Source organism: Rubritalea marina DSM 17716 (assembly GCF_000378105.1).
Classification (GTDB): Bacteria; Verrucomicrobiota; Verrucomicrobiia; order Verrucomicrobiales; family Akkermansiaceae; genus Rubritalea; species Rubritalea marina.
The window spans coordinates 48,035-71,539 of record NZ_KB899259.1 but is presented as its reverse complement, the minus strand read 5'-3'; the positions used below and the strand labels follow the sequence as shown (position 1 = coordinate 71,539).

The following is a 23,505-nucleotide window of genomic DNA, read 5'->3' as shown; positions in this document are numbered from 1 at the left end:
CATATGAAGTATGAGAAAATAATAGTTCCTGCATTAGTCATTTTAGCCGTGTTCATGGGGATGGAGTTTCTCACGACTAGAATGGATTATCAGCTGCTTTGGGGAGGAGTGGTTGCATTCTTGGTTTTAATTCTAGGTCTTTGGCCTAGCGTGAATTTAGATGTGAAGTTGGTGTTTATCGTAATCTTGGGCTATGCTTTAGGAGGGAAGGGGTTTGCTTATGTCAGTCCCTATGAACCTATTTACATTGGTGAAATTGCATTTAGCATATGCTTAGTGGGTTACTTATTGCGTTTTAAGCTATGGTTCAAAACTTGGAATATTTTTAGTACATTTATAGCTGTGTATTTGATCTATGGACTGATTCGAGTTGTAATAGATTTCCCAGTGTATCAGATGAATGCTATTCGTGATTCCGCCGTCGTTTACTATTCAGCTTTTTTCCTATTTTCATCCGTGTTTTTTATGCGAAAAGAAAATATGATAGCCTTTCATTCAGTGATTAAAGTCGCTATTTGGTTTGCCCTAGTCAGTAAAATTATTTATGCCATATCCGACTTTAGTGGATTTCCTATTGCTTTCATTGGGTTCCAGTCACACCCCGATGCCTATGGACCATTAATTGTAGGGGGGGTAGCCTATTATCTCGTCAAGTCCTGTTATCAAAGATCCATACTTAGTGCGGTGTTCGCCTTGTTCTTCATGCTTGCAACCGTTCTAGTTAGTAAAACGTCTTTTATATTAGCATTGTTTATCGTATTGTTTTCACTCGTTGTTTTTGGACGAGCTAGAAAAATTCTAATCCCTTGCATTGTAGGGGGGAGCTTGAGCGTCCTTGTGACTTGTGTGGTTCTATTCATTGGCCCATCTCTATTATTTGAGTTGGTCTTGGACTCTGAGACAGCTGAAACCCTAGGTGCTGGTAGCGGAGGCGTAATGAATGCAGGTGGAACCACTGGGTGGAGGATTGGGTGGTGGATGATGATTTGGCAGGACACCATGAGTACGGCTCCATTTCTAGGACTTGGCTTTGGGGCGGACATCTCATCGGCATTTTTGATCGATGTGCTGGGGTATAACCCTAGCCTTGAGGAATTAGCGAGTTACTCCAGATATCCGCACTGTGTTTTTTTCACAGTGCTTGGCAGGATGGGTATAATTGGAGCTATAATTTTTGTGTTGATTTGCGTGTTGATTTCCCCCTTTGTTATGAAGTTTTATCGCTTTGTTTTTACTTCAAGTGAGACGAATGAAACCGACGTACTTGTGATGTCGGTATTTGTGGCGGGCCTCTTCAATGCTTATGTTCAGGCCACTTACGAAATACCTTATGGAGCCATTACCAATTGGGTGTGTTTGGGATACTGTGTCGCGAGGTACAAAGTATTGAGGACCCCCATCGATGCTAGAGCATGAGAACAAAACGATTTATAAGCGCTCTACTCACAGGCTACGGCACGGTGGGGGCAAATGTTATTTTTACTCTCGCTAGTGTACCTTTAGTTTTAAGTTTTTTGAGTAAAGACCACTTGGGTATATGGCTGTTATCAATTCAGATTACGAATTACTTAGGGTTAATGACTATGGGGGTTAATGCTTCCGTGTGGCGCCACTTGGCAGATCACAAAGATGAAGTGGAGAGTAACGCTTATTGCGACAATTTGATCACTGGTAGTGTGCTGTTCTGCGTACTTGGGGTCTTAGTCGTTCTCTGTGGGGGGGCTATCGCCTATTTTGCTCCTAGCTATCTTGGAGTGCCCAAGTCTTTAGAGGAGGACTTCTTTAAGTTATTCAGCCAATTAAGTTTGGTGTCAGGAGCGTCTATTCTATTACTTTCGATCAGTGCTCCACTTCGCGCATTCCAAAGACAAGACATCATCAATGTAGGGAACTCTGTGAGCGTGCTCATGTCTTTACTGTTATTGTGGTTTGGGCTTTCACGTGGGATCGGTGTGTCGGCATTTGCTCTGGCTCAAATCCCAGCTACACTAGGTGTTCCTGTTGTTTATTTTTTGATAGGAAAAAAAATGAGATATTATCCTAACAAGCTGCGTTGGAGGAAGCCAGGTCGAGGAGGGGCTATGAAGATGCTCTCTTTTTCGAGGGATTCATTTTTTGTGCATTGCGGGAGTGTATTAGTGACATCGTGCCAACTGATTATTATTAGTAAATTTGTGGGAATACAAGCAGCAGCAACCTATGCTGTCGCTAGTAAATTACCTTCCATGGGACGAGATCTAATTTCAGCTCCAATTTCTGCTGCCTCACAGGGGATGACTGAGCTTTATGTGCGCGGTGAAACAAAAAAATTTATTGTAAAGTATAGGCAGCTGATTGAGCTTACAGTCATAGGCTCTTTAATGTTATCAGTTGCGATTACGTCTGGAAACTGTTCATTTGTCAAAATTTGGACCAACGGTGAGATAGTTTGGTCAACTTCAGGTGATCTTTGCTTAGCTTTGCTTGTTATATTACGAGCTTTCAATGCAAACTTGATGAATGCCTTTGCTTTAGTTAAACGGCTAAAAGGCATTCGATTTATCAACTTTTTGGAACTATTTATACTGATTCCAGTCGCTATATGGACAGCACAAGTTTATGGAGTCCTGGGAGTGTTACTTGCCTCAATAGTCGTGCAATTGTTGACGACCTCCATCATTGTTTCATGGTTAGCATCTCGAGAATTGGGATCACTTGCATATCATTGGAGGCAGATAGGTGTCGGGACATTGCTCATTTGTATGATAGCAAGCAGCAATAGCTTGATTGTCGGATCTTCTTGGATGTACCAGTGCATCTACGTATTCGGTTGTTTGGTATTCGCTTCAATAGCCCTATGGTTTTTTTGTGTGTCTCTTGATGTTAAATGGATTGTAAGAGATGCTTTTTCAAAAGGATGAGTATACTTGTGTGTAACATGTGATGAAGGCGATATGCCAGTGGGAATGACTGCCACTAAACTATCGTTCAATTGTACTCCATGGCAATGCTCCGAAAGCAAATAGCTATCTTATTTGCCTACTAGATATGAGTACATACTGTTTAAATTCGTGGATTTGTTGTAATAGTTGCTTGTGAAAAATTATGAGTTCATCTGAGGTGAGAAAATTGATGGTAAACTGTGTAAAATAGAGGAATGAAAATTTCAATAATAACACCCAGCTACAAACAGCTAGAATATATAAAGCTATGCGCTGCAAGTGTCGCGGATCAGCAGTGCGATTTCAAATTTGAGCATTTGATTGAAGATGCTTGCAGTGGGCCGGACTTCGATCAATGGGCAAATGATCAATCGTTTGCCTCGGTACGCTCTCAGCAAGATCGAGGGATGTATGATGCTATCAATAATGGGTTCGAGAGAGCTAAAGGGGAAATACTTGCATGGTTAAATTGCGATGAGCAATACCTACCTGGAACTTTGCAAAAAGTCTCGGATTGGTTTGATCTCAATCCCGATAAAGACGTCCTATTTGGTGATGTTATTTTGGTGAATCAGGAGGGGGTTCCTATATCCTATCGGACTGGTCATGTGCCTTGGGTTGAACATATTAAGCATTGCTTCCTAACTACGTATTCAGCTGGAATGTTTGTGCGACGAAGAGTGTTGGACAAAGTTGGGGGGCTTGATGTGCAATATCGAGATGTGGCGGACGCTGACTGGGTGTTGAATTTTTTGAATAGCAAAGTTTCTTGTGGAGTACTGAATGAGGGATTGAGTACGTTTTTACAATATGAAGGTAATATGGGCCAACAAGAATTTGGGGGGGAAGAGCTTCGCAAATGGAAGGTTAAAGTAGGAGGAGATAGTCGCTTTCGAGCGATGTTATGGTCTTGTGCTCACCGCTTAAGAAAAACCGCCAATGGGGAGTATTGGAAGCGGGATGTTTCTGTTTACATTTACCGACCTGAGATGATTTCACGCCAGCAGAAAGTCAGCCAAGTTAGTGGGCGGTGGAAATATGTGTGAGTTGTGTTTTGTTAATTATTTATTTTAATGTATGTTTAAGTGTTTTCATAAGAGTAAATGTGATGTTTTGATTGTGGGTCAAACGCCTCCGCCTTATCACGGGCAAGCAATGGTCACTAAGATGTTGTTTGATCATGAGTGGCAAAAGGTAGATGTGTGTCTTCTCAGAATGGAATATAGTGCCTCAATCGACCAAGTGGGTGTGTTTTCGCTGAATAAAGTTCGACATTTACTTTCCTTAGTGTTTCGAACGTGGAAGATATGTATACTGCGATCTCCTCACTCTTTGTATTATCTTCCTGCAAGCCCCAATGTGACTCCGATTCTTCGTGATTTTGTCTATCTAGCTTTGACGCGTTGGGTGTTTAAGAAAACAATTTTTCACTATCATGCTGGGGGCTTAGCTGAGTATGTGAACGAGTATATATACTTGAAGTGGTTTGCGCGAAAGGTATACGGTCGTGCAGACCTGAGTATTGAGCTGTCCTCTGCTGGTGTGTCTCCATCGGAATATTTTCATGCGAAAAAGCGAGTTTACGTTCCCAATGGCGTTGACGTCGAAGGTTTCGCATCTGAGAGGGTAACAACTGATGGGTTTAGGGTTTTATTTATGGGAGCTCTTACTGAGGGGAAAGGTGTAGTTGAGATCGTAAAGACCGCCACCATCCTTAAAGCTGATGGAGTTCAAGTTCTGATTCAGCTTGTTGGTGGATGGGTAGATGAGGCTTTTAAGGAGCAAATTATGTCAGAGATTGATCACAGGGGGCTTACTCAAATGTTCGAGTTTTCTGGTGTATTAACGGGCCAGGATAAGTGGGAGGCCTTTGCTGAAGCCGATTGCTTTTTGTTTCCGTCACACTATTCGGCTGAAAGTTTTCCCATGGTGTTAATCGAGGCTATGGCCTGTGGTTTGCCTCTAGTGACGACACGCTGGCGAGGTATAACAAAAATATTGGGAGATAGTCACTGTGGCTACTTGTGCGATGTAAAAGCCCCTGAACAGTATGCGGAGAAGGTGTTTGAGCTCCTACATAATCTAAAACTTAGACGGTCTATGGGGGAACTGGGGCGCAAACGTTTTGAGGCTGAGTTCACTAAAGAGAAATTTCTAGAGCGTATGGAGCATGAGTTTAAAGCAGTCTCAATGTAATGAGTGAAATACTTCAATTATTTCATAGATATCTCAATTTCGGTGGGGAAGAATCATCGATACCCTTAATCGGGGAAAATATAGGAGCGGCAAAGGCGCATAACGTTTTTACGACGAGTTCGGCAGATTATGTAGAGACATCTTGGAGCCGCTTTAAGTTGCCTCTTGTCATGCAACGAAACCCTCACGTAATTCAAACCCTAAGAGATTTACACAACAGACATCAATATGCTGTATGGGTGGTGCACAATGTCTTCCCGGCAATGTCGGTAGCGGTGTACGAATTGGCTAATGAATTGGGAGTGCCAGTGGTGCAGTATTTGCACAATTATCGCTTTGGCTGTCCAGGGGCCACTCATTTTCGTGCAGGGAAGGTATGTTTCAAATGCTCACCGGCCAATATGTTACCCGCTTTGCAACATCGTTGCTGGAGGGGAAGCCTTCCCGCAACGACTTCTATGGTTGCGGCGCTTCAGCGGTTTTGGAATAAGGGCGGCTATGATAGCATACAGGTATTTATCGCGATCAGTGAATCGCAAAAGCGTCGCCACGAGCAAATGGGGATACCTCCCGAGATGATCCATGTCTTGCCGCATTATTTGGATGTGGAAGAATTGGAAGTGTCTGATGCTTCCGGAGACGATGTTCTCTATCTTGGCAGGCTGACGGAAGAGAAAGGCTTGAAGCTATTGCTCACGGCTTGGCAAAAGGTCGATACTCAGGGGCGCACTTTGCACATTGCGGGCATTGGAGTATTGGAGGGGGAATTACAGGGGTATTGTGAGACGAATCAAGTGCAAGGAGTCAAGTTCCACGGCTTTGTGGAGAAGGAAAAACATCAAAAAATCTACGATCAATGTTCGATGGTGGTAGCGCCCTCGTTGTGGGAGGAGCCATTCGGTATGGTGGTGTTAGAGGCCTGGAAGCATGGCAAGCCCATTTTAACCACGAATATTGGCAGCTTCCCAGACCTGATCGAACATGGTGTAGACGGCTGGTTGGCTCCCGTGGATGAGGCCGGCTTTACTGAAGCTCTGACAGAGTCCTTGAAGGGCGATCATCCGACGATGGGAAGGCGAGGCTTTGAAAAGTTGAAGCGCCATTACAATAGCAAACAATGGTATGCAAGGTGGAAGGGAATTGCAGAATCTTTGATGGGTGAATCGCGACATGGGTAGAGTTGAACAAATCATCTGGTTTATCGTCCTAGTCCTTCTCGCCTCTTTTGGGGTGACAATGAGCTGGACTTTGGCCGTCTGTCTGATGGCTGGGGTTGCGCTTGCTAGTATTGTAACCGCGATTGTAAACTGGCGTGTTGGTGGCCGGCGCTGGGACCGATGGGATTCATTGTCACTGGGGGCGCTCGGGTATTTTGGGCTACGCGCGTATTTCTCACCCGTCTTTGACCTAGGGAAAGAAGATATGGTATTTTGGGTTATGGGTTGGTTGACGCTTCAATCATTTCGAGCAGCGCGATTAAGTTGGGCTGTGGTAGCTGCTATATGCCTAGTGGTTTTTATTAACGCTAGCTATTCCTTGATGCAGGTATACGACCTACAAACCTTTGTTCCCATGCACTGGGTTTCTAGTCATTCAGAGCAAAGCTATGATTACGGGATTTTTAAAGATTATGGGGGCTTAGGTAACGGAATGGCCATGAGTGCCATGGTGTTGGCCGTGTTTTCCGTTTGGGGGCGTTCACTTCCATTATGGAAGCGCTTATTAATGGGTTTTTTAGCAGTCGTAGCGATGTTGCTTTGTTTGAGTTCTGGTTCTCGCATAGGAGTGGTGTCTTGTGGTGCTAGTATGGTCTTGTTTATCGTGTTTTCTTGGATGCGGACGAAATCTATTCTGGGCTTTAAGAGTAGAAAATGGCGATTGGGGATAGCTGGAGTCTCTTTTATTCTAGCAATTGTAGCCTCATTCACAGCATTCCTAACCTTTGAAAATAGAGATTACCAATTGGCTGCTACAGGTGAAATATCTGAGCATAACATTAGACAAAGCTACTGGGGAATGGCTTCAGAGCAAATATCAGAGGTTTCTTTCTTTGGTTCAGGCTCAAGAAGCTATTCCTACCTGTCTTGGGAGCACTGGAAGGATCTTTTAAGGCCTAGGGAGGCCGATCCTCAATTTACCCACAATGAATACTTTCAAGTGTGCACTGACTACGGGTTGGTTGGACTTTTGGTTTTGAGTGCAGTGGTGTGCACAGCGATTTGTTACGGTAGCCGAAGGTTCATGAGACGGCAGCACGAGTCAATTTGGTGCCCATTAGCAGCAGGGATGCTCTTGATTGTCGTCGTATGCGTCCATTCTCTAACTGATTTTGCGATGCGGTTACCATTCAATTGGTGCATGGCAAATGTGGGGTTAGCATGGTGCTTTGTGCAAATACCTGAGGGAGCGGGGGGGAAGTTTCAGAGCAGGGCTCTGGCGGTTACCCTACCTTTATGCCTTGCTATAGCCTCTCTTGTTATAGCATTGCCAGAATTACGAGCATCGATACCAATCATCCAAGCACGTCAGGTATCAGATCACGTACTTTGGGAGCCAGAGGAACCCGAGAAGATGCTGAGAGTGTATGAGAAATCTAGCTCACTCGCTGCTGACTATAGGAAATCCTCTCGAATTGCCCAGATCCATAAACAGAACTACTTCAATAACGGTAGGCGCGAACAGGATCTGAGAGCATGGGAGAATGCAGCAGTCGAATGCATAGAGCGCCACCCTCACTATCCAGTTGGTATTCTTGAAATGGCAAATCTATATCGAGAAAAAGGACAATATGATTTAGCTGATGAATACTATCACCAAGCAGCTAGATTTTCTACACCACTTGACTTTGAAGGGCGTTTTTCGCTTAACTGGGCTCAGAATGATTTGTTCAGGGCAGACCTTGCGTATAATGATCAGGATTTTGATCTGACAGATGCATTACTATGTCGAGCTCATGAAAAAGCTGAGTCTTCCATGGCTCACCGTAATGAAGCGTTGAGGTTAATACGTAATATTATGCTTAGTCGTATCAATCTTCACATGTTCACCGAGCAGTATGCAACAGGTAAGCAGGTAATTGACGAATTACAGCACGTCATCCCACCATATATCTTGAGACAAAGAGAGGCTAGAACCTATGCTCTATTGGGTGACTTTTATCTCCAGTTGGCATCACAAATTTGGCAATCTGGGGAGCATGATGAGGCAAGACAATACTTCCAACAGGCGCTTGCTAATTACAGGTTAGACTCTCGCTTGAGGGGGGAGACTCGAGATGAGGCACGTGAGGTCAAGGAAGCCTTGGCTGAAGAAATGTTGAAGTAGAACGGCCTCTATAATAAAGATTTGCTCCAGAATAAGCATGTTTTAGTTATGTTGACGTTAGCATTGTAGCGTATCACTTTTTTTCGTTGATTGATCAGGGGCTAGAGTCTTTGATGCATATCATACTGTTTGTGACTAACTAGCATGGAGAATTTAAATAATCATCGGCATAAGAATTCTTGGGTGTTTCCGCTAGTCTTGTTGACTTTTGTGTTTGTTTATTTTTCGGCTTGGTGTGATATTTACCCAACGTTGGAAGGTAGGGAAAGTCAGCTTGTCCAATGGATGGTGTTTTCTTGGAACGGTGGAAATGACCTTCTCCACGGTTACGCAGTCCCTTTTCTCTTTGTGGCTTTTAGTTACCAAGCGTGGAAGCAGGTGAGGGCTGAGGTAGCGTCTAGTACTTGGGCTGGGTGGTTCATGGTTATTATTGGACTCTTGTTGTATGTGGCTTCGGTACGCACGATTCAGCCACGCCTCGCATTAATTGGAATGCCGTTCTTGATTGCAGGTAGTGTCTCTTCGGTCCTTGGCTGGAAAGCGGGCAGGTATATGTTGTTTCCTGCATTTTTTTGGTGGTTTGCTATTCCGGTGCCGGGCTTAAATCAAATGACAAACTTCCTTCAAGTAATGGTCACTCAGGCATGTTATTTCGTGGGGGCCACAGCGGGTATGGATTTAATTCATTCAGGCAACAATATTCATTCTGCTTCTGATAAGTGGGACTTTAACATCGCAGAGGGGTGTAGTGGGATTCGGTCGTTAATGGCATTGGTGATGATTTCAGCTATCTATGCATATTATACCCAAAAAGAATTATGGAAAAAGGCTCTGGTATTTGGAGCATCATTACCTCTAGCTTTATTTGGAAATTTTTGTAGGGTGTTCACTATTTTGATTTTAGCTGAACTTGGTTATGAGGATTTTGCTGCGAATGCGTATCACGACTTTTCTGGACTCTTTATTTTCTTTCCTGCTGCCTTGGCAGGGCTGTTTGGGTTAGATCGATTATTTAATCCAAAGAAATACAAAAAAGAGGTCAGAATTACGATGAAGGGAGGTGGTGATGTGTGACCTCAAGACTATCACAACGCGGTTATGGTATTTGCTGTGCCTGCTCACCTTGGGTTTTTCATCCATTTATCTATTGCCAAAGGCGGAGACGATGGTGCCTTCAATCTTGTCACAAGAGATACCAGAGTCACTAGTTGACTGGGAGAGTCAGAAAAGAGTTGTGAGTGATGAGGAGCGCAAGATTTTGGCTGCTGATACTGAATTTGCGCGTAGGTATTATTCTAATGTAAAAATGTCAAACTTTCCAGGCGTGGAGGCGTCAGTCGTTTTTTCAGGAAAGGATATTAACAATAGTTTACATCGCCCTGAGGTATGTCTGAGGGCTCAAGGTTGGAATTTTGTGAGTGAACGTTCGATACTTGTGCCCAATCTATTATCAGGGGGGGAGGGCGTTCCCTTCCGTGAAATTGTTTGTGTGCGTCCAAGAGTGTCAAAAGACAACAAAAGAGTCCCAATGAATAAGTGGGGAAATCCATTGTATGATAAACAAATCCTCTACTACACATTCTTCGGTTCTGAGAAGGTGGTTTCAGGTCATTATGAGCGGACGTTTGAAGATATTAAAGGTCGCTTGTTAGGCGGTTATGATCAACAGTGGGCTTATGCCACATTTAGTGTTGGAGTTACTTCGGTATACAGAGAGCAGGGCTTCAATATCAAGGATGAGGCTGTGTTTGATGAAGATGAAAGTCGCAAAGTGATGGAGGAGTTTTTAGGCCTTTTCCTTCCCGAGGTGGTGCGAGAAAAATAATTTGATTTGATGTTTGGTTCTTCAAAACGAGAGCAATTTTCATTGCAGGCGCTCCAGCTGTTGGATGGCGCCTTGGTGTGGTTTAGCTTTGCTGTGGCGTCGACGATTCGCTGGAACGTGGTAGGCAATCAGAATGATGGCTTGGGTTTGGCTCCTATCTCTTGGTTGCTGTTTATTCTTGTGCCGTTCACTCCATTGACGCTTGAGTTGTTTGGTTTCTATCGCAACCCGCTTAACCGTAAGTTGAGTGCAGCCCTCTGGAAAATGATGCAGACTGCGGGGGTGATCGTTCTTTTTGTCGGGATCTTAGTCGTTAGCTTCCAGCTAGATCCATCTTCCAGAATTGTATTGGGAGCGGGTGGGGTGTCGTCTTTTGTGTTGGTGTTTTTTCGTTTTGTTTGGGTTCGAAGTGTATTACGTCGCAGGGTCAAAAATGGAGCATCGCGAGAGAAGGCAATTTTAGTAGGGCTCCCAGAGGAAACTGAGGCTTTCATAAAAAATCAGCCTGAGGAGGTTCTTGCCTATCTAGATATTCAATTGCACTTTGATATCACGACTCGCGCCCCTCTTGAGTTAGCTGATGAGATTGTGAAACTCTCGGCTCAGAGGGTGATTATTTCACCCCACCAGGTGGTATTCGATACAATTGGCGATGCCGTTGAAGTGGCTGAAACCCAGGGGGTTGAGGTTTGGATTGCAGCTGATTTCATCAGATCTCAACTGGCTAGACCTAAGTTTGACTCTATGGGGGAGAAGCCGATGTTGGTACTGAAGTCGACACCTGAGCTTTCCTGGGCATTGTTGACCAAATCTTTTTGTGATAAGTGCTTTGCTCTTTCGCTGCTGGTGTTCACCGCTCCATTGTGGGTGATCGCTGCTCTCGGTATTTTATTTTCAGACCCTGGGCCCATTTTTTTCCGTCAGCGACGTTCGGGTAAATTCGGTAAAGAATTCTCCATGTGGAAATTCCGAACGATGTGTGTTGATGCTGAAGAAAAACTAGCCGCTATCAAAAAGCAGGTAGGGAACAATATGACTGGCCCTGTATTCAAGCTCGACGACGACCCACGTGTTTTTCCATTTGCGAAGTGGTTGCGCAAAACGAGTATCGACGAGCTCCCTCAGTTGCTGAATGTGCTTGCCGGTGAAATGAGTATGGTCGGCCCTCGTCCGCTTCCGGTCTATGAAGTTAAAGACTTTGAGAAGATGGCATATAGACGTCGCCTTAGTGTGAAGCCTGGCATCACGTGTACCTGGCAGGCTGGAGGCCGAAACAGCATTAACAACTTCGAAGAATGGGTAGAAATGGATCTCGAATATATCGACAACTGGTCGCTTTGGAAGGATCTGAAGATAGTACTCAAGACTGTGCCTGCTGTACTCTTCGGAACGGGTGCGAAGTGAGCGCCTAAGCGTTCTTCCAAAGCGTCAACTCATCCATGGATAGAGCCTTGCCCCAGGCGTTATTATCGGCCCATTTGGATAGGAGAAATGGGTCTAGCTTGGGGAAGATGACGCCCTCTTTTTCTGCGAGATTAAGAGCGTTTTCGAAGAGCTCTCGCGTGTTTGCTTGATTTGGTGTGCTGAAGAAATTGCCCCAAAGGATTTCTACGGGAGCTTCAATGATCTTGAATAGTTGTTCTTCATCAAGAGGGGTTAACGCGAGCACGCCCTCGAGATCATCTGGAAGGTCGTCGGTGAGTCCGAAGTCTACGAGATCACCCCTTCGTGCTTCCCACTGAGAGAACTCTTGAGGGCTTTGGAGCTGTGGAAGTTCCCAAAGGTGATAAAAAAACTCGTCGATGATGGGGTGCGTGAAGCCGATTTTTGCAAAGTAATTCTCTGTGATTCTCAGGGCAATGAAAGCTTGAGAAATGAAGGAGAGTTCCTGAGATTGCTGAAGCATGTGTGATTTAGTCATCGTAAATACGTATTCTGGTTTGAGGGATTGTGTCTATGTGTGGGATTGTGTGTGTTGAAATAGGTTGGGGAAATGCTCTTTCCTATTTCAGGAGAATTGTGTCTGATTCTTTGGTAATCCTAATAATGGTATGAAATTGTGTGCTCTAGCATATTCGATTCGTATTGTTTTAATTCGTCATGTGTTCTTCTGCCGAGAGGCAAGCTTCCCGTGTCAGGGGGCGTAGCCATGTGATGAAAGTAAACTAATTATTGGGAGTGCTAGATGCGTTGTTTTACCCACTGAAATTAAAATGTCAAAATACGGAATAGGATTAGATTACGGAACCAATTCATGTCGTTCACTATTGATTGATTTGGAGACGGGTGAGGAGCTTGGCTCTGGGGTGTACCATTATCCTTCGGGTGAGATGGGGATTTTAAATGATCCGGAGAATCCGCATGTGGCACGTCAGAACCCGAAAGATTACCTTGACGGTTGTGTGCACATCATCCGTGCGGCAGTGGAGCAAGCTGCCCAAAGGTGTACGGAATTCGAAGCGGCAGATGTTATTAGCATTGGTGTGGATACCACTGGTTCCACTGTGATTCCCGTGGACATGAAAGGTCAACCTTTAGCGTTCCAAGAGGAATTCCGAGACAAGCTCAATGCTCAGGTATGGTTGTGGAAAGATCACACGGCATACCGGGAGGCTGAGCTCATTACCGATGTTGCGAAAAAATCACGACCAGAGTATTTGGCGAAGTGTGGTGGGATTTATTCCTCAGAGTGGTGGTGGGCGAAGATCTTGCACCTTAAGAATGTTGACCTGAAGGTCTTCAATGCTGCTTTCTCCTTTGTTGAGCATTGCGATTGGCTGACTGCTGAACTCTCAGGTGACACCAATCCACTCACTCTGAAACGCTCAGTGTGTGCGGCTGGGCATAAAGCAATGTATTCAGACGCTTGGGGGGGATTGCCCGACAAGGAGTTTCTGGCTGAGCTGGACCCAGAACTCGCTGACTTGAGGGACCGTCTCTACGATAGGGCGCATCCATCGGACCGACTCGCGGGGACACTATCAAAAGGTTGGGCAGATCGTCTAGGTTTAAGGGAAGGGGTCGCGATCGCGGTGGGAGCCTTTGATTGCCATATGGGCGCAGTCGGGGCTGGGGTGAACGTGGGTTCTTTGGTCAAGGTGTTGGGGACATCCACATGTGATATCACTGTGGCCCAAGCAGACGTGGCAGATGTTCCGGGGGTGTGTGGTCAAGTAGACGGGTCAGTGATCCCTGGATTGATTGGCATAGAGGCTGGGCAGTCTGCCGTAGGTGATCTCTTTCTCTGGCTGGTGAGGCACTTGGTTCCAGATTCCTATGGTTGCGACTTAGGAGAAAAATTTCAAGTGATGGGGGAGGCTATAGAAGCATTAAAGCCGGGGGAGACTGGCTTGTTAGCGTTGGATTGGAATAATGGAAATCGCACAGTACTTACGGATCCTCGCCTCTCGGGGGTGCTTGTGGGACAGACGCTTCAGACTCAAGCCCACGAGGTTTATCGCGCTTATATTGAAGCTACCGCTTTCGGAGCGCGTGCCATTATTGAGCGCATGGAAGAATATGGAGTGCGCATTGATGAAGTGATCACTACAGGTGGGCTTTCATTGAAAAATCCCGTGCTGATGCAGATCTATGCTGACGTTATTGCTAAGCCTCTGAAGGTTTCTGAAAGCGAGCAAACTTGTGCGTTAGGAGCCGCTGTTTTTGGCGCCGTAGCTGCAGGGTATGATGAGCTGTCTGTGATGCAAGGCCGTGTGGTTCGTCACCATGATAGAGTGTACATTCCAGTTCCAGAGCATGTTGAATCTTATGATCGAATCTATCAATTGTATCGTCAGCTCCATGATGCCTTTGGGACCCAGCAATGGCAGGGCAATCTCTACAATATCATGAAAGAGCTGATGGACATTAGAGAGCAACAACGTAAGATTGCAAACGAATGACACAGGAATTAAAGCGCCAAGTAGTTGAGGCAAATCAAGCGTTAAAGAGCTCAGGTTTGGTGGCGCTTACTTGGGGAAATGTGAGTGCTATAGACCGAGATTCTGGTCTAGTGGCGATCAAACCCAGTGGGGTTCCATACGAAGAGCTGAAGCCTTCAAACATCGTGGTGGTGAATCTCGAGAATGATGTGATTGAGGGCGAATTTAAGCCTTCATCAGACACAAAAACCCATCTTGAGCTCTATCGGAATTTTTCAAGCATAGGTGCCGTGGTGCATACTCACAGTCCTTCTGCTACCGCGTTTTCTCAAGCAGGAAAAGCATTGGCCTGCCTCGGCACAACGCATGCTGATCACTTTTATGGTGAGGTGCCACTTGCGCGTGCGCTGACAGCTGCTGAGCTTGCTCAGGACTACGAGCACTTCACGGGGGTGAGTATTGTAGAATGTTTTGAAGCGCTGGGACTTGATCCAGTTGAGATGCCAGCGGTGTTATTACGGCATCATGCTCCATTTACGTGGGGGCAGAATACGGTCAAAGCTGTGGAGAACAGTATCGCCTTAGAGATGTGCGCGCAGATGGCCTTAATGAGCTACCAGCTGAATCCTGAGCTGAAGCCTATTCCGGAGCACATTCTTAAGCAGCATTACCAGCGCAAGCATGGAGCCAATGCCTACTATGGGCAGTAATTATGGAGAGAGTCGCTCGATCGACCACTCTCCTGAGTTGTTGGGCGCTGGGCTGTAGTAGAGACGATCGTGCAATCTGCCTGGACCACCTTGCCAAAACTCAAAGCTCTCGGGCTTGATCCGATAGCCTCCCCAAAACTCTGGGAGTGGTACTTCTCCGGGCTTAAATTCTTTATCTAGCTCATCGAGTTTGGTTGCTAGGAATTCTCGATTGAGCACCACGGAGCTTTGGTTCGAGACCCAAGCTCCGAGTTGGCTCGAGTGTGGGCGGCTCTTGAAGTATTGCTCGGACTCTTCGCGGGAGATTTTTTCTACATGTCCTTTGATGATGACTTGTCGCTCAAGTGTGATCCAAGGAAATAGGATGGAGACTTGTGGGTTTGCTTCGATATCTTGAGCTTTGCGGCTCTGATAGTTGGTGAAGAACACGAAACCTTCGGCGCTAAAGTGCTTGAGAAGGACAGTGCGTATGCTCGGCTGCATGTTGGTGTCTACCGTGGCAAGAGACATGGCATTCGGCTCTGGGTAGTCGGCGTCCACAGCTTGTTGGAACCAATGTTCAAATTGCTTTAGGGGATCCTCCATAGCGTTGGCTCGGGTGAGTCCGTCTTTGAGGTAGTCTTTGCGGTATTCGGATAGGTCCATGAAGAAGTGATGGGTTTGGATTGAGGGGATTACCAGAGCCCGAGGTCTTTCAGTTGTTGGGTTGGGACATCTGGCCAGCCTTTGTTCGCGAGAGGTGAGGCTGGTGAGGGGTGTAGGATTTTAGAAATTTGAAATGTTTGGTCACCCAGGTGCTTGTTGGCGGTGAGCTTGAGTTGCTTTTCAGCAAAGGCACCAACGCCGACGAGGTGAGTGGGTTTAAGTTGGCGGATGATGGTGCTAAGGTAACTTTGACAGGCTTCCTCGACTGGAGTGAATTCTGATTTTGGCAATTTATCTGGTGTGATGTTTCTACCAGTCTCACCCATCCATACGAGTGGGCAGAAGTTAGTCACAAAGTGTTCTCGAAAAAAGTCTTCGGCATTGGGGTACTTGGAAGCAAATAGCCCCCAGAGCCTCCTGCCACTGACTTCCGACTTCTTGCAGGCAAAGCCTTCGATCGGGCGTTTTGGGTGTGGGTTTTGGGGCTGTAGCACGTCCATTTCAATACCCATCCAATCACGTACTGCGGAGATTTCGCCGAATGGTACTCCAGTCTGCGCCATCCCCCATGGTCCGGGGTTCATACCTAGAAATAGCACCTGCTTTTTGTTGCCGGCAAAGCGAGTGGTGTACTCATGGTGGGCGTCCCAAGCGTAGTCCATCGGGTTGTATGTGTGGGTAACGGGCTCGGAGAACTTGATATTCTCAAGTTGCTTGATGAGCAATCTACCAGCAGTCTCAATCTCTTCCCTCATACTGAGAGCTAAGGTGGATCAGAAGGGGGCAGCTTGCAACTGTGAAGCATCAAAAAGACCCCTCCTGCGGACTCGCTTGCTTGACATCCAAGTCGATAGATCCAGCATGTTCAGCATGCACGATTCCCGAATTGATCAGTTAGCCCAACAACTCGTCCAATACTCTACGAACATCCAATCAGGGGAGAAAGTTCTTATCGACTTGGCCGAGGTCCCTGACGCGATTGGCGTGGCTTTGATGCGCGCTGTGAGAGCGTGTGGTGGATTACCATTCTTGAGAGTGAACCATGCTCGTTTGAATCGTGAATTGATGCTCGGTGCCACCACGGAGCAGTACAAGGCCTTGGCGGAGCATCAAATGGCTGAGATGAAAGACATGGATGCATACATTGCTCTCCGCGGATCACAGAATATTACTGAGTTGAGTGATGTGCCACCGGAGAAAATGGCTCTAGCAATGCAGGCGCTCAGGCCAGTGATGGACCATCGCGTGAAAGAGACGAAGTGGTGTGTGTTGCGCTGGCCCACACCCTCCATGGCGCAACAAGCAAGTATGAGTACGGAAGCGTTTGAAGACTTTTACTTTGAAGTGTGTCTTCTCGATTACGCTGCGCTGAATCATGCAGCTGAAAATCTCAAGACCCTCATGGATGAGACCAATGATGTGCGCATTGTCGGGCCTGGAACTAACCTGACCTTCTCGATCAAAGATATTCCATCAATTGTATGTTGCGGTAATTACAACATTCCGGATGGCGAGGTCTTCAATGCACCGGTGAAAGAAAGCGTGAACGGCGTGATCACTTACAATGCACCAACAATCTATCAAGGGATTGCTTTCGATAACATAGAGCTCACCTTTGAGAATGGAAAAATCGTGAAGGCTGAGGCCGGCTCAAAAACTGAGGCACTCAACAAGATTCTTGATTCAGATGCAGGTGCTCGATTCGTTGGTGAATTTGCTCTGGGTTTCAATCCCGTAATTAAAGAGCCGATGCGAGACATCTTATTTGATGAGAAAATTGCAGGGTCTTTCCATTTCACTCCAGGCCAAGCCTATGAGGAAGCCGATAATGGAAACCGCTCGCAAGTGCACTGGGACATGGTGTCAATTCAGCGAGAAGACTGGGGAGGTGGCGAGATCTATTTCGATGACGTATTGATCCGTAAAGATGGTGTTTTCTTGGATGAGTCGCTTAGTGGTCTCAATTACTAGAATCATCCAACAGCTCTTGAAGTTTGAGTGCCGATTGTGTGTCCATCTTTGGTAGTTGGGCGTGCTTTCTTGCCGTATTTTGGATGATGTTCAAAATGCTGGGGCTAACAGCCGCGAGAGGTTTTTGAGGCCACTGGCTCAGCACTTCGCTTGGATCTAGGCGGTCAAACTGGTGGGTGGAGTAGCCACTTTGCGGAGAAAAACCATCGGTCTGTCTGAGCTCGAGGTGAAGGTGTGCGAGGTAGCGTCCATCTGCTGATCCGACACTGCCTACCGTGGTGCCACGTGCTACGAGCGTGTTGGTAGATACATCGATTGCAGAAAGGTGGCTATACATGCTGTGGAGAGTGGACCCATCTTCTGCGCGGTGTGCGAGGATCACAGTTTTCCCCCAGCCGGGTGATGGTGTTCCGGCGTAGATCACGAGGCCGTCGCCAAATGCATAAACCGGATCACCGAAGTCTGAGTCTCCACCACCAATGCCGTTGAGGTCATCCCCGGTATGCCTTCCCCCGCGCACGCTATTCGGGGACATGAAGGCCTGTGCATTGTATGCAAAACCTCCAAATTCTGAACCTAGAGTTTCAGATACGATGGTCGCTTTGGGGATCTGAGCAGCTTCAAAGGGGCTATGGAAGTGGAAGCGAGGGTCGAATTGCTGTGCTCCATTATTTGGTGTGTCTTGATCGAAGGGGATCCCTAGCGGCACATCCACAAATTGAGCATTGTAGAAATTCTGCAATGGAGGTTGTTCCTCATAGCGGGTGTCGATCGTGAGGTAGGCTGCATAACAAATGAGCCCTAGGATGAGCGCTAGCACAAAGCGTGATAGAATGAAGGGCATGTGCTAGGCTGGTCGAGGTAGATTAGAAGTCTAAGAAGATTTCTGTGCGGCGGTTTGCGCGTCTTCCATCGGGGTTGTCGCTACCGTCATTGAAAGTGTTCGGCGCTCGAGGTATGGTTGCTCCCAAAGATTTGGTAATGATTTGAGCGGCATTCACTCCATGGCTGGAGAGATACTCCTTTACCTTAAGTGCGCGCTTTTCTGAGAGGCTTAGGTTGTAGCCGCTTTGGCCCTTGCTGTCGGTGTGCCCGGAGAGTGTGATTTTCTTGGCGTTGTCTAACTTCAGCAAGGCGGTGACGATCTGCAGCTGCTTTTCCATGCGAGGAGTGATTTGATCGGAGTCGAAATCAAAGTATATCACCAAAGTGTCCCCTCCTTGAGGGTTCTTCACGAGGGGGGTGAAATAGCTATCACCTGCACCCATACGCTTGGTGAAGTCGCTGAGGAGGTCGTTGAGGTTGATCTCGTAGATTTTCCATTTATCTTGAGCTGTTTCGCGTTGGGTGAGAATGGAGAAATGAGCGGCTTTACTACCTTCACTTGAAATCACGTTGGCATAGAAGCCAGCAGCGGTTTCGCGCATGAATAGGGCACGCAGCGGTTTTTTCTTATCGATGGTGTATGCGGCCTCATCAAAGATAATACAAAGTGCGGCCAGGGTTGCGTCGGTGATGGTGTTGGTGTCGACCATCGTTTTAGCAAGGCGGAAGTCTTGTTTGAGCAGAGCTTGGAGGAAGAAATAACTGAAGTTGAGTGGATCGTCTTGGGCTGATTTCTCCGTGCCCTTGGAATCCTGAGTGGTCGCTTCATCTCCAGCTGTGATGGTGCTTGGGGCTGGGGTGTTGGAGGCTACTTGTGGGATGGCGATTTGCTCAATACTCCAAGCGCTACTGCCTTGGCGGCTCACGTCGATGAGTATGGGAGCTTGGCCGAGGTGTTTGAGTGCCCAGCGGCTGACTTGGTTGATTTTGATGTCCCCTACTTTTTCAAGTTGTTTTGTGGCTGGAGTGTCCGCCTTGGATGATTGTACAAGCGACTGGAGGGCCTTGATCTGCTCGACTTGCTCAGCACTCAATTTGAGATTCGAGTAGTCCTCGAGCATGTGTTGAATCTGATCTGGTGAAACATCAGACTGGAGTAATTCGATAAAGTTGGCGAGGAATTGCTCAGGAGAGCGGGTCGGCTTGATGTAAAGCTGAGCCTCTGGCAGCGTATCTTCCGTTTCGACCTCTTGAGGTGCGACTCGACGTTGGCTCAATGCGTCTCCTGTCGGGTCCGAAGTTATGGCTTCTTTGTTCTCGTTTGGTGTAGGAGCGGGTGCTTCCTCTTTTTTGCCGCAGCTGAAGCTGAATACGGAAAGAGAAATGAGGCTGATGAGAAGGTGTGGTTTCACGGGCATGACAATACACAAATTTTACGCGATAACACAGCGAATTCTTTCCCCCAGTGCTTGAATCTTGTGAATCCTGTAGATATGCCTGTTTCATGTTCAATGTCGTATTAGTGCACCCCGAGATTCCTCACAATACTGGGGCTGCAGGGCGCTTGGTTTTAGCGGCCGGTGCGCGTCTGCATTTGGTGAAGCCGCTAGGCTTTGATATCGACGAGAAGACGGTCAAACGCGCTGGCCTAGACTACTGGAAAGATGTGGATTTGGTGATCTGGGAGTCTTGGGAGGAATTTGAAGCATCCGTGAGTGACGTGTCACGCATGTTCTTGCTCACGACCAAGACAGAAAAGGCATACTGGGATGCTGACCTTAAAGAGGGCGACTACCTCTTGTTTGGCCGTGAGACGCGAGGGCTCGCTGAACCGATTATTGAAAAGTATCAGGATACGGCCCTGACGATTCCGATGGTAAGCGGGGGGACACGTAGTCTGAATTTGGCGACTGCGGTCGGCATTGTCTTGTTTGAAGGCATGCGTCAGATGCGTCTCGAGGAATGACCTTGACCTTACACTGTCGTCGCTAGATGGTTTGATTATGCCTACCACTAAAGCGATGTTGACTGAGTACTTGGAGCTACTGCAGCGCCGGGGGCAGGAGGCTGTTTGGGTGGACGATTCGGCGAAAAAGTTACTTAGGAAGTTTTATCTAGAGGCTCATCAAAAAGAGGCCGTGTCACCTCACGCGAAGTCTTCAAATCGAGCTACTGAGACGCCGCGACAGGGGCAAGTTGCCTCTGCTGCTCCGCCCTCCGTTGCTGCGGAAGTTCCGGTTTCTCCAGCGATGGATATTAGCGCGGCAGGCAGCTTAGAGCAATTATTCACTCAGATGCAGAACGATACGGAGTTGAGTAATGTGGGGGCATTAAAAACTAAGTTTGTGGCCGCCAATGGCAGTGCGCGTTCAGGGATTATGTTAGTGTCTGAATCTCCTAGCTACCACGACGAGCAGGCAGGGCTGCCATTTTCTGGACCAGCTGGTAAAAAGATGGCTGCGATTCTCAAAGCAATGGGTTTGCAGCTGGATGATGTGCATAGCACATACTTGGTCAAATATAGACCTAATGCTGTTGGACAGACGATCAATACTCGGAAGCCTAGTCGCGAGGAGGTTGATGCCTTTCTACCATACTTGAAGCGCGAAATCGAATTGGTGCAACCGAAGGTCATTATCGCCCTCGGCTCTTCAGTTGCTAAAGCGCTAGTGGGGCATGAGGTGTCCGCAAAGCAGTTGTTAGGTCGCTTCAATGATGCATTTGAGGTGCCAGTTCGCTCCACATACCACCCCAGCTACCTTCTCCAAGAAGGGATCACCCCAGAAAAGAAATGGGTGTGGAAGGATATGCTCGCGATCATGGAGCTGCTAGAAATGCCTATTTCTGAGAAGCAGCGCTCTTACTTTAGTTAGGTTCTGAGCGATCAAGGATCAGATGCTTGAAGTAGGTGCCGACGGCATCCGGGAAGAGTGTCATGATGGTTTGGTAATATTCCTGATCTGAGTTGCAGTGGATATCGCCATCTGGCCCGGTGAGGCGAGTGAGCGTGAGGGTGTCACCTGGGCGCCCGGTGAAGTACTCTGGCCAAGTGAAGAATGCCTTGTAGCCCATTCGCGTTAGTAGCATCCCTTCTTCGGTGACTCCACCTTGAGCGGTACAGATGATGTGTGTGCGCTCTGGGTCTTTTTGTAGCAAGCTGTGGCCGGGTAGGTCTTGAGGGACTTGGCCCGTAATGTAATGGAGGAGGCTTGGGAAGAGGTCGATGTGGCCAGCCTCCATGTGGGATGGGGTGGAGCCATAGGATTTTGGCCACTTGATCAGCATGGGGCTGAGGATTTGTTCGTCTTCTAGCGAGGAAACATGCAGCCATCCCCCATGATCTTGGAATTCTTCACCATGGTCACCTAGAAAGACGATGATGGATTCCTCATAGCGTCCGATCTTTTTGAGTCCGTCGCAAAATGATTTGGCCACTTGGTCACCCCAAGCTAAGGCGTTGTAGTATTGATTTTTGATCAGCTGAATTTCCTCTTTCGTCGGGGTGGCCGGAAATACTTTGTGCGGGTAGTAATCTGGAAAAGGTGGCGTGAAGTCAGGATGCCACGAGTACTGGAAGTGCGGCGAGTCGATGGTGGTGATAACAAAGGTCTGGCCCTTGGGGGCTTTGTCAATGAGTTCGACCACCCCGTCAAAGACCATCACTTCTTTCTCTGGGTAGCTGAAACCATGCATTGGATCACTGGGTTCGTCCTGTCGGATAGAGCAAAATGGGCTCTGAGCCTCGCCGATCAGTTGTGTGCCCATGCCGCGGTACGCGAGGCTCTTGGCGGTATGTATGTGGAGTTGGTAACCAGCTTGCTTGAGAGCTCTCATGGTGCAGAGGCCTGGCCAGTTTTGTTCTCTGGCGTGGTCGCGGTGGAGCTCTCTGGCGAGTGGTGTTTGTCCCGTGAGTGTGCTGAACCAGCTGAGGTGGGTGCCATTGGATGCGGCCCAGGTGGAGCCAATGGATTGGGCTTCAGACTCGGCAAAGTGGTGGAGGAAGGGGGTGATGTTAGCGCGTAGTGCGTCATGTCTGAAGGATTCGATGTAGACGATGTAGATGTCTGCTTGGCGTTTTGCTATGAGAGCATCGGGGCTGATGGGGTAGTTTGGAAGTTTGTGTGCAACGCTAAATTTTGCTAGACCATTGGGGGGGCGAATGCCTGAGAGATGAAGCCCGAACTCGAGGTACTCTTGCTTCCAGTCGCGGTGGTCTTTCCACGATTTACCGATTGCTTGCTCTAGTGAGGCGATAGCAGTCCCGGTAACAATGAGGACAAGTAGGCTAGATGGAGCGAGATTGAGGTGAAGCCTCTGCGCTACTTTGCTCGCCAGGTAGGTGCAGCTTGCTAGGACGGCGAAGAGGATGGCTATCACGCCGATTAGAGCCCAGACACCCATTGGGACGCCGCCGCCTTTGAGTTCGGCGTTGAGGTTGAGTAGACCTTGAATACCAAATTGATTGAGGAAGCCCATGAAGGTCTGATTCCAATATGTGTGAAGCATTTGGTCTGCTACGACAAAGATAGGGGTTAGGGAGATCAGTGACCAGAGGCTGGGCTTGGCCCAGCGTGGGCCTGAGTCGATTGCGAGTTGAAGGATCAAATAGAGGCTGCCTGCAGCGGTGATTTGCGTGGCAATGCGGCTGATAAATAGGCTTAAGGTGTGAAGCGGGGCCAGCGAGTGCATGCCTTTAATTAGCTCAGTGTTGTGCCAGATAAGGAGGGCGCAAATGCTGAGTAAGAACGGCCAATGTATCGGGCGACTGCGGCGAAGCCATGCCCACGCCTGAGCGGGAGCTGATGGGCCAGTACCTCGGCTGCTGCTCAGGCTAAACACGTAGCCGATCACTATGGTGGAGGCGCCTCCTACGAGGAGGTAGATCCCGCCGGTGAGTATGCCTAAATAGGCTAGGGTGATACACGCGACTTGTGTGGCAAAAGTGGCGCGAATCCATGGGGTGGCCTGCTCAGGCGTCTTGGAGGATTGATGGATCCAATTAGAGAAGCTCCCCCAAAGGGAGGCGCCCATGGCGCCAAGTGCGAGCCCAATGAGAACATGATGTGCGATGAATCCATCACCGAGGTAAGGAGAAATAGCCCCCCTAGCATAGTGGTGTTTTTGCAGTAGAGGCGTGATGCCGAATACTGAGCCCAGTAACCAGATTAGGCTATGTTGGATCTTGTAGGACATAAAGTGGGTATGGT

The 23,505-nt window shown here is 47.6% G+C and carries 20 protein-coding genes; 14 read left to right on the top strand and 6 right to left on the bottom strand.

What is annotated here, in order from left to right; all coding sequences use genetic code 11:
* Window positions 1-3: 3 nt before the first annotated feature.
* The 9 genes from F454_RS0110660 to F454_RS0110620 all read left to right on the top strand — a co-directional run bounded on the left by F454_RS0110660 (window position 4) and on the right by F454_RS0110620 (window position 11,670).
* The gene (locus F454_RS0110660) at window positions 4-1,416 is read left to right on the top strand and encodes an O-antigen ligase family protein (protein ID WP_018970647.1); all 1,413 of its coding nucleotides are present in this window, start codon (window positions 4-6) and stop codon (window positions 1,414-1,416) included.
* Window positions 1,413-2,900, top strand: a complete 1,488-nt coding sequence (locus tag F454_RS0110655; RefSeq protein WP_018970646.1) for a lipopolysaccharide biosynthesis protein — start codon at window positions 1,413-1,415, stop codon at window positions 2,898-2,900. Before F454_RS0110660 ends, F454_RS0110655 begins: the two co-directional genes overlap by 4 nt.
* Window positions 2,901-3,136: 236 nt before the next feature.
* Window positions 3,137-3,967 (top strand): glycosyltransferase, encoded by an 831-nt coding sequence (locus tag F454_RS0110650; protein WP_018970645.1) that lies wholly within the window; start codon window positions 3,137-3,139, stop codon window positions 3,965-3,967.
* A 109-nt stretch (window positions 3,968-4,076) separates the two neighbouring features.
* Window positions 4,077-5,117 (top strand): glycosyltransferase family 4 protein, encoded by a 1,041-nt coding sequence (locus tag F454_RS0110645; RefSeq protein WP_169334375.1) that lies wholly within the window; start codon window positions 4,077-4,079, stop codon window positions 5,115-5,117.
* Window positions 5,117-6,295, top strand: a complete 1,179-nt coding sequence (locus tag F454_RS0110640; RefSeq protein ID WP_018970643.1) for a glycosyltransferase family 4 protein — start codon at window positions 5,117-5,119, stop codon at window positions 6,293-6,295. The genes F454_RS0110645 and F454_RS0110640 overlap by 1 nt, the downstream gene beginning before the upstream one ends.
* A complete protein-coding gene (locus F454_RS0110635; RefSeq protein ID WP_018970642.1) occupies window positions 6,288-8,441 on the top strand; it encodes an O-antigen ligase family protein in 2,154 nt (717 codons plus the stop codon). The genes F454_RS0110640 and F454_RS0110635 overlap by 8 nt, the downstream gene beginning before the upstream one ends.
* A 144-nt stretch (window positions 8,442-8,585) precedes the next feature.
* A complete protein-coding gene (locus tag F454_RS0110630; protein ID WP_018970641.1) occupies window positions 8,586-9,515 on the top strand; it encodes an exosortase/archaeosortase family protein in 930 nt (309 codons plus the stop codon).
* A complete protein-coding gene (locus tag F454_RS0110625) occupies window positions 9,508-10,266 on the top strand; it encodes an exosortase-associated EpsI family protein (RefSeq protein WP_018970640.1) in 759 nt (252 codons plus the stop codon). Before F454_RS0110630 ends, F454_RS0110625 begins: the two co-directional genes overlap by 8 nt.
* A 9-nt stretch (window positions 10,267-10,275) precedes the next feature.
* Window positions 10,276-11,670, top strand: a complete 1,395-nt coding sequence (locus tag F454_RS0110620) for a sugar transferase (RefSeq protein WP_018970639.1) — start codon at window positions 10,276-10,278, stop codon at window positions 11,668-11,670.
* Between the two features lie 4 nt (window positions 11,671-11,674).
* Here the strand turns inward: F454_RS0110620 and F454_RS15875 are convergent, their stop codons facing one another.
* Window positions 11,675-12,187, bottom strand: coding sequence for a hypothetical protein (locus tag F454_RS15875; protein WP_156817248.1), 513 nt, complete (start codon window positions 12,185-12,187; stop codon window positions 11,675-11,677).
* A 292-nt stretch (window positions 12,188-12,479) separates the two neighbouring features.
* On the opposite strand from F454_RS15875, the gene F454_RS0110610 reads away from it, so the two are divergent.
* Window positions 12,480-14,168, top strand: a complete 1,689-nt coding sequence (locus tag F454_RS0110610; RefSeq protein WP_018970637.1) for a ribulokinase — start codon at window positions 12,480-12,482, stop codon at window positions 14,166-14,168.
* A complete protein-coding gene (araD, locus tag F454_RS0110605; RefSeq protein WP_018970636.1) occupies window positions 14,165-14,857 on the top strand; it encodes an L-ribulose-5-phosphate 4-epimerase AraD in 693 nt (230 codons plus the stop codon). Before F454_RS0110610 ends, araD begins: the two co-directional genes overlap by 4 nt.
* Here the strand turns inward: araD and pdxH are convergent, their stop codons facing one another.
* Entirely contained in the window at window positions 14,858-15,502 is a 645-nt protein-coding gene (gene pdxH, locus F454_RS0110600) for a pyridoxamine 5'-phosphate oxidase (RefSeq protein ID WP_018970635.1), read from the bottom strand.
* 29 nt (window positions 15,503-15,531) lie between these two features.
* Window positions 15,532-16,257, bottom strand: a complete 726-nt coding sequence (locus F454_RS0110595) for a uracil-DNA glycosylase family protein (RefSeq protein ID WP_018970634.1) — start codon at window positions 16,255-16,257, stop codon at window positions 15,532-15,534.
* 115 nt (window positions 16,258-16,372) lie between these two features.
* Between F454_RS0110595 and F454_RS0110590 the strand changes: the two genes are divergently transcribed.
* Window positions 16,373-17,473, top strand: a complete 1,101-nt coding sequence (locus tag F454_RS0110590; protein WP_026292847.1) for an aminopeptidase — start codon at window positions 16,373-16,375, stop codon at window positions 17,471-17,473.
* Here F454_RS0110590 and F454_RS15870 read toward each other — a convergent pair.
* Together F454_RS15870 and F454_RS15865 are read right to left on the bottom strand one after the other, a co-directional pair.
* Window positions 17,463-18,317, bottom strand: a complete 855-nt coding sequence (locus F454_RS15870; RefSeq protein WP_018970632.1) for a M23 family metallopeptidase — start codon at window positions 18,315-18,317, stop codon at window positions 17,463-17,465. The two genes, F454_RS0110590 and F454_RS15870, sit on opposite strands and share 11 nt — an antisense overlap.
* A gap of 22 nt (window positions 18,318-18,339) precedes the next feature.
* Window positions 18,340-19,716, bottom strand: coding sequence for an OmpA family protein (locus tag F454_RS15865; protein WP_051083299.1), 1,377 nt, complete (start codon window positions 19,714-19,716; stop codon window positions 18,340-18,342).
* Window positions 19,717-19,802: 86 nt separating this feature from the next.
* Between F454_RS15865 and F454_RS0110575 the strand changes: the two genes are divergently transcribed.
* Together F454_RS0110575 and F454_RS15860 are read left to right on the top strand one after the other, a co-directional pair.
* Window positions 19,803-20,264, top strand: coding sequence for a tRNA (cytidine(34)-2'-O)-methyltransferase (locus F454_RS0110575; protein ID WP_018970631.1), 462 nt, complete (start codon window positions 19,803-19,805; stop codon window positions 20,262-20,264).
* Window positions 20,265-20,301: 37 nt separating this feature from the next.
* Window positions 20,302-21,171: a uracil-DNA glycosylase gene (locus F454_RS15860; RefSeq protein ID WP_083912970.1), complete on the top strand. Its 870-nt coding sequence runs from the start codon at window positions 20,302-20,304 to the stop codon at window positions 21,169-21,171.
* Here the strand turns inward: F454_RS15860 and F454_RS0110565 are convergent.
* The gene (locus tag F454_RS0110565) at window positions 21,164-23,491 is read right to left on the bottom strand and encodes a sulfatase-like hydrolase/transferase (RefSeq protein WP_018970629.1); all 2,328 of its coding nucleotides are present in this window, start codon (window positions 23,489-23,491) and stop codon (window positions 21,164-21,166) included. The two genes, F454_RS15860 and F454_RS0110565, sit on opposite strands and share 8 nt — an antisense overlap.
* Between the last annotated feature and the right edge of the window lie 14 nt (window positions 23,492-23,505).